Raw genomic sequence first — 7175 nt, 5'->3', positions numbered from 1 at the left:
AGCAAAGCAGATTTCACCCAATTATCACTGATTTGAGGCGACGTTCACAGCCCATTATTCGATACGAGTTAAATGATATTATTCAAGAAAAAACAAACTGTCCGTGCGGTAGTAAATGGCTGGCGATCGAAGCCATCGAAGGGCGTTCGGATGATATTTTGATTTTCAAAAACACTGAAAATCAGGAAGTTAAAATCTTTCCTGATTTTTTCAGACGTGCCATTATTTTATCCGATAATACCATCAGTGATTATGCGTTGATTCAAACCGAGCCGAATCATTTAATGCTCTATATAAAAAGTCAGCACGAAGATGCATTTCAACTGGTTTGCAAAGCGATACAAGATTTACTGAAAAAAAGTAATATTTTTGAGGTTGAAATCAATCAAACAAACCATAACCATACCCTCAAAGGCCAAAAACTTAGAAGAATAAAAAATGATGTCAGGAAAACCAATTAAAATAGTCGGTTTGGGGAAATATCTCCCACAGGAAGTTTCATCAGCCGATTTGGAACAAAAACACGGTCTTCCTCAAGGTTGGTCAGAGAAATATTCGGGCGTAAAATCTCGGCATCATATTACGTTCGAGTCGATTGGCTATATGGGAGCCAAAGCCATTGAGCAAGCCTTAGAAAAATGCCAAATGGAGCTGAAAGATATTGATATGCTGATTTCGGCAAGTGCCAGTTTTGATTATCCGTTGCCGAGCCAATCGAGCATCATCAAAAGTGAACTTAAAGATGGAATGAAGGTCAATATTCCTGCTTTGGATGTCGATTCGAGTTGCTTGAGTTTTGTGAGTGCATTTGAGATTGCATCAAGTTTACTCGATGGGAAAAAGTATAAAACTATTGTCATTGTCAGCAGTGAAATTGCTTCAACAGGCATAAACCCAAGCAATTGGGAGACTTTAACACTTTTTGGTGATGGTGCGGTAGCTGCCATTTTACAATTCGACCCCAATACTGATTCGGCCTACCTCAAAAGCACCATGCAGACTTACTCGGAAGGCGTTTATGACTCAACTTTCAAAGGTGGTGGCATGAAATTATTCTTCAAAGACAATCCTTACGACCCCGAAATACACTCATTTGCCATGAATGGCCGAAAATTATTGCGTTTGGCCAAAACTCATTTGCCCGATTTCATTGATGCGTTTTTCGAGGATTTACCTATCAAAATGGAAGAAACCGATGCCATCATTCCGCATCAAGCTTCAAAACTGGGCGTTTCAATTTTATCAAGTTTATATAAAGTAAAAGAAAACCAAGTTTTAGGAAATTTGGCTACTTACGGCAACTGCATTGCCGCTTCCATTCCGCTGGTTTTGCATGATGCAGTTGAGTCGGGTTCAATCAAACGAGGCGATACTTGTTTCATTATCGGTACAGCAGCGGGCTTTTCGATTGGTGGGCTTTTATTGAGGTTTTAGTTTTATAAAATCAAAATAGATTTCACTACCAGAGAAGTTGAAAAACAACATCAATATAAATTCATTGCCGTCTGCTTTAGCTGACGGGAAAAATGAGTAATATCCAAATCGACTTTAGTAGAAAGTTTGGCTGAAGCCGATTTTGTTTTCTTTATAGTATCCGTCAGCTAAAGCAGACGGCAAAGAAGAATCATAAAACATCAGTTTTTTACCTACAAAGTAATTTTGCAAATCACAAAACAATGTTCAATAAAATAGGGGGATTAATCAACTACTGGCATGTCATTGCCTTATCGAGCGAACTGGAAAAAGGTAAATCTTTGAAGCGAAACCTTTATCAAGTTCCTGTATTATTATGGAGAGATAAGGCCTTGAAAATTCATGCTTTGCTGGATGTTTGTTCGCACAAAAAAGCCCCTTTAGAAGTTTGTGATTTTGCACAAAACCATGTTTTATGCCAATATCACGGTTGGAAATACAATAATGAAGGCCGATTGATTGATATTCCGAGTTCTCAGCATTTGATTCATAAAATGAAGTGCAAAGTTGATAATTACCCAATTATCGAACAAAATGGCTTCATTTGGATATATTTAGATGCTGAAAATACACCAACTAAATCGCCCGAAGCACTGAGCGAAGTCTCGGACAAAAACTGGAAACACTACCAAACTTCAATGCTTTTTGAAACAAACGAAGAGCTTTTGGTAGAAAACTTCATGGATGCTACGCACACGCCAATGGTGCATGACAAACTGATTAGAGACAATGATAAAAAAACAAAACACTCGATAACGATTACCCAAACCAGCGAAACCGTACATGTCAACTACGCCGAAACCAACGAAAAAATTGGCTTAGGACTTGATTGGATGCTGGGCGGAAACTTGAGCGTTTCGCACACCGATGTGTTTCTGATGCCTAATTTGGTGAGGGTCAATTATTATATCAACAAAATCCATCGTTTTCAAGCTTTTATTGCTTGCACACCTCTACAAGATGGCAAAACCATTGCATTTGTGCGGCTATCGTTTCAGTTCAAGTGGTTCAATCCGCTGATAAAATTGGTCATTCCATTTTTGGCAAAAAAGGTTTTAAAACAAGATTTTATCATTACTCAGAAACAGTTTGCCAATATGCAGATTTTCAAAGAAAAACCCGACCAAAACATTGATTACGATGCCATGCACAACAAAGTGAAGAAAATTAGAAACAATAAGATTAATAATTTGCCAACGAGAGAAGAAACCACCACTCAACAAATTGATTTGACTTTGTGATAAAATAACTTAATTCAATCTCAACCTTATATTTACCATGAAAATCTATTTATTACCTATTTTATGTTTGCTTTTTATTGCTTGTCAATCAAACAAAAATGATACGACTCAATCAAACAAACTACCTATCGAAGGTACTTGGAAACTTCTTTCGGGAACAATCATCGAAAACGGTGATACCACCGTGACGTCTTATACCGAAAACGTATCTTTCATCAAAATCATCAACGATTCGCACTTTGCGTTTTTGAAACACGCCTTGCCTAACAACAAAGATTCAACGGCTTTCGATGCGGGTGGCGGCAGCTATACTTTACAAGACAGTACCTACACCGAACGCTTAGAATACTACAAAGAAAAAGCTTGGGAAAATAATAGTTTTGTATTCACAGTCAGCATCAAAAATGATACTTTGATACAAACAGGTATCGAAAAAGTAGAAAAAGCAGGCATAAATCGACTAAACATTGAAAAATACGTAAGATTAAAAAAATAGCCTCCTATGCCCGATTTACAAAACTTTCTACTCTTTGCCTTAGCAGCCTTGATGCTCAATATTACACCGGGCAACGACATGATTTTCGTGATTTCACGAAGTCTTAGTTATGGTACAAAAGCAGGCATTTACGCTGCCTTAGGCATTGGATTGGGCTGTTTCGTGCATACTTTTGCCTCAGTTGTAGGCCTTTCGGTAGTTATTCAACAATCAGAGATTCTGTTTAATATAATTCGGTATGCTGGTGCAGCCTATTTGATTTATATTGGTATAAAAAGTTTTATCGAGAAACCTTCAACGATGGTTTTTAGTCAGCATCAACAAGATAAAAATACGCACCTAAAAATCCTACGCCAAGGCACCATTACTAATATCCTCAACCCCAAAGTTTCGCTTTTTTTCTTGGCTTTTTTGCCTCAATTTATTCAAGTAAATGGCAGCGAACAGGTAAGCGGTCAAATCTTATTTTTAGGGCTTTGGTTTAATTTTTCTGGAACAGTCGTGAATATATTAATTGCCGTACTTTTTAGCAAAGTAATTGCCAAACTGAGCAAGTTTCAGCAATTCTGGAAAATCCAAGGGAAAATTTCGGGAGCAGTTTTAGTAGGCTTAGGCTTGCAGATTGCATTGAAAAGATAAAAACTTGCGAAGTTACTACAATCAAAAAGGCCCTTCTCTGAACAAGAAAGGCCTTTTTATATTTTCGAGATTAATTAAATCTACGTTTCACAATATCAATAAATTCTTCGGCTTCTGCACCTGTGATATCCCACATGTAGCGAGGAACATATTTTTTCAAAATCAATTCTTTGGCTTCACCAAAATCTTTACAAAGTTCGAGCTCTTCGAGTGCGTGTGAGAAAGCCTGAATATTCCCTCCGAAAAGATTATTCGTAAACAAAAAGCGTTGGTTAAGAGAAATTGCACCCGTAATACCCTCGATGCGTGAATTTTGGTGATAATCCAGCACCGATTTACTCGATTGAGCTTGGTCATTGACCGATTTTTGTTCGCTGGCAAGTTTTTCATTGAGTCTGATATCTTCAACTTCTTTGATTGCTACTTTCTCTAACACCGATTCGCTAACTCTTGGGGCAATTGCTTCCACTCGCTGCTCATAATGAGAAGGCTGCTGTACGCTTACAGGGGCAGGATCAATATGCCTTTCCACAATCACCACTGGTGTTGGCTCAACTATTCGTTCAATAATAGGAGCAGGAGTTTCAACCACTCTTTCTACGATTGGCTGTGGTTCGTATCTTGGCTGGGGGGCTACTTCTTGTCTGGGTTGTGCCACAGGAGCCACAATATCAAAAAAGGAAGCATTAGGATCGATAACCTTTGGTGCTTCTTTACTCGGAATTAAATCATCTGGAATCGGCACGATTTCGGCCAACTGTGCTAAATATTGGTCAGGTTTTTCAAGTGCCAACGGAGTTTCTTCGAGCCAGGTCATGGCCTGATTAGCAAAAACAAACTCTTGACCGTTGAGTTTTTCGGCCAATTTGGGTAAGATGTCCTTATTAATCAAAATATATTTTATAAGCGGACGAATGTTTTCTTGACTAAATTTAAAACTCGGCAAATCTCGCATCAGCTCCTTATAGAATGTTTGTGGTTCGAGAATTAGTACTAGTGTTTCGCCTACCGAGTCGATCAAAAGTGGCTCAAAATGTTCTCTTTTTATTGAAATATGTTGTGAAACTGTATTCATGAAAATTTTAAGTGCCTGCTGAACCTCAGGAGCACCAAAATCAAAATACGGACTACGAAGACGTTGCGTTTCAGCTTGCCACTTGTCAAACAATGCCTTGATGGTCAGCATATTGACTTGTTGAAGCGTACTCAGAGAAAGGATTTGCTTTCCTGTTATACTACTATACTGGGCAAAAAAATCATCACATACCTTGGCCGCAAAAGCCTTACTATACCGTTCGACGGCGGACAAATTCAATTTGTTCGACATTAGTAAATTCGTTTTTTTTGTATTTTATTAGTGGTTGGCTATACTACACTACTTTAAACAACAGTTAACAGCAAATTTAACGCAACTTTGTTGCCAGTTTTTATTAGAACGAAAAAAATAATTAAATAATGTTTATTGAACCAAAAAGAGGCAGAATTCACGAACAAAAAACTGGCTGGGTTGAAGTAGTTTGTGGCTCAATGTTTTCGGGAAAGACTGAGGAACTGATTCGCCGACTGAAACGTGCTAAAATTGCCAAACAAAAAGTTGAGATTTTCAAACCCGCCATTGATGTACGTTACCACGAAATTGATATAGTATCGCACAACCAAACGGCCATTCGTTCTACACCTGTACATTCTTCCGAAGAGATTTTATTAATGACCTCCGACTGCGAAGTTGTGGGCATTGACGAGGCTCAATTTTTTGATAGAGGAATTGTGGAAGTGGTTAATAAACTGGCCGAAAATGGTAAGCGAGTAATCATTGCGGGTTTAGATATGGACTCTCGTGGTATTCCGTTCGGCCCAATGCCAGCTTTGATGTCGATTGCCGAATACGTGACTAAAGTTCACGCTATCTGTGTAGTTTGTGGCGATATTGCCAATTATTCTTACCGAAAAGTGGCCAACGAGCAGCAAGTAATGCTCGGAGAATTAGATTCATATGAAGCTCGCTGCAGGAAATGTTTTCATGCGGGGTGAAAGGTACTGGATTAGCTTCAATTTCATCAATTGCCCTCAGCTTTAGCTGGGGGATAATATAAAACAACAAACAAAATAGGCTTTAGCCAAATGTTTTGGCTAAAGCCTAAATAGGATTCTTTATTTCAATCCACCAGCTAAAGCAGGTGGCAATTGAGGGCTTTTGTTTTATTTCTCTAAAATCGACTTCCAACCTTCATAAACTGCTTGATATTCAGCTACTTGAGCAGCATTTGGCTCGATAACTTTTAGTTTTGTAAGTTTGCTCATCGCTTCTTTTGGCGAGCTATAAATTCCTACACCAAAACCTGCTCCGAGAGCCGCACCTTTTGCTCCGTCGGTATCATATAACTCAACAGGCGTGTTGGTTACATTTACCAAAGCATTGCTAAAAATATCGCTCAAAAACATATTGGCGTTTCCTGCACGAATCACCTTTGGAATTACACCGTTAGCTTGCATGAGTTCAAAACCATAGTGTAACGAAAATGCAATTCCTTCTTGTGCGGCACGGAAAATGTGGCTTCTTGAATGAATATTAAAGTTTAGGTTTTGAAACGAAGCTCCCAAAATACGATTATTCAACAGACGCTCCGCACCATTTCCGAAAGGCATTACCAAAAGTCCATTACTACCGATTGGTGCTTGGGCCGCCAATTGGTTCATTTCTACGTAATTCAGATTATTTCCGAAATTTTCTTTTACCCAACGGTTCAAAATACCCGTTCCGTTGATACAAAGTAAAATTCCGATGCGAGTAGTTTCTTCGGTCAATTGATGATTGACATGAGCAAAAGAATTGATACGAGATTGTGGGTCATACGAAACTTGGTCGCTTACGGCATAAACCACGCCCGAAGTTCCAGCCGTTGCGGCAATTTCGCCAGGTTCTAAAACATCGAGCGAAAGTGCGTTATTTGGTTGGTCACCTGCTTTATAAGTTACAGGAATTCCTGCTTTTAGGCCCAAACGTTGAGCAATTTCGCTCGTTACTTCACCGTGATTACTGAAAACTGGCTTTATTTCTGGAATCAAATTATCATCAAAACCATAATAATCCATCACATCCGCCGAAACCTCATTGGCTTGGAAATCCCAGAAAATACCTTCCGAAAGTCCAGAGTTTGAACTCGTGATAGCATCTGTGAGCATCATGGCAATATAATCGCCTGGCAACATGATTTTATCACATTGCTCATAAATATGTGGCTCGTTAGCTTTTACCCAAGCGAGCTTTGAAGCCGTAAAATTTCCTGGCGAATTGAGCAAATGATTCAAACAAACATCTTCGCCAA

7 protein-coding genes and 1 pseudogene are annotated in these 7175 nt (G+C 38.8%); 6 read left to right on the top strand and 2 right to left on the bottom strand.

Annotated elements, in window-relative coordinates; translation table 11 throughout:
* From ACOVO2_RS11830 to ACOVO2_RS11810, 5 genes and pseudogenes are all read left to right on the top strand, one after another.
* A pseudogene (locus ACOVO2_RS11830) lies at positions 1–461 on the top strand (hypothetical protein); the annotation flags it as partial.
* Positions 439–1434, top strand: a complete 996-nt coding sequence (locus ACOVO2_RS11825) for a 3-oxoacyl-[acyl-carrier-protein] synthase III C-terminal domain-containing protein (RefSeq protein WP_421770174.1) — start codon at positions 439–441, stop codon at positions 1432–1434. The pseudogene ACOVO2_RS11830 and the gene ACOVO2_RS11825, both read left to right, overlap by 23 nt.
* 242 nt (positions 1435–1676) lie before the next feature.
* Complete coding sequence (locus ACOVO2_RS11820; protein ID WP_421770173.1) at positions 1677–2714, top strand: Rieske 2Fe-2S domain-containing protein; 1038 nt, start codon at positions 1677–1679, stop codon at positions 2712–2714.
* Positions 2715–2751: 37 nt separating this feature from the next.
* A complete protein-coding gene (locus tag ACOVO2_RS11815; protein ID WP_421770172.1) occupies positions 2752–3210 on the top strand; it encodes a hypothetical protein in 459 nt (152 codons plus the stop codon).
* A gap of 6 nt (positions 3211–3216) precedes the next feature.
* Complete coding sequence (locus tag ACOVO2_RS11810; protein WP_421770171.1) at positions 3217–3849, top strand: LysE family translocator; 633 nt, start codon at positions 3217–3219, stop codon at positions 3847–3849.
* A gap of 70 nt (positions 3850–3919) precedes the next feature.
* Here ACOVO2_RS11810 and ACOVO2_RS11805 read toward each other — a convergent pair whose 3' ends face one another.
* Complete coding sequence (locus ACOVO2_RS11805) at positions 3920–5176, bottom strand: hypothetical protein (protein WP_421770170.1); 1257 nt, start codon at positions 5174–5176, stop codon at positions 3920–3922.
* Positions 5177–5304: 128 nt separating this feature from the next.
* Between ACOVO2_RS11805 and ACOVO2_RS11800 the strand changes: the two genes are divergently transcribed.
* Positions 5305–5880 carry a thymidine kinase gene (locus ACOVO2_RS11800; protein ID WP_421770169.1) on the top strand — a complete coding sequence of 192 codons (576 nt, stop codon included), beginning with the start codon at positions 5305–5307 and terminating at the stop codon, positions 5878–5880.
* A gap of 168 nt (positions 5881–6048) precedes the next feature.
* Here the strand turns inward: ACOVO2_RS11800 and ACOVO2_RS11795 are convergent.
* On the bottom strand, positions 6049–7175 hold a 1127-nt coding region (locus tag ACOVO2_RS11795), incomplete at its 5' end, for an FGGY family carbohydrate kinase (protein ID WP_421770168.1).

The organism is Emticicia sp. (genome assembly GCF_049241225.1).
Classification (GTDB): Bacteria; Bacteroidota; Bacteroidia; order Cytophagales; family Spirosomataceae; genus Emticicia.
The sequence above is the reverse complement of the archived record's forward strand: the minus strand, read 5'-3'. Positions and strand labels throughout refer to the sequence as shown.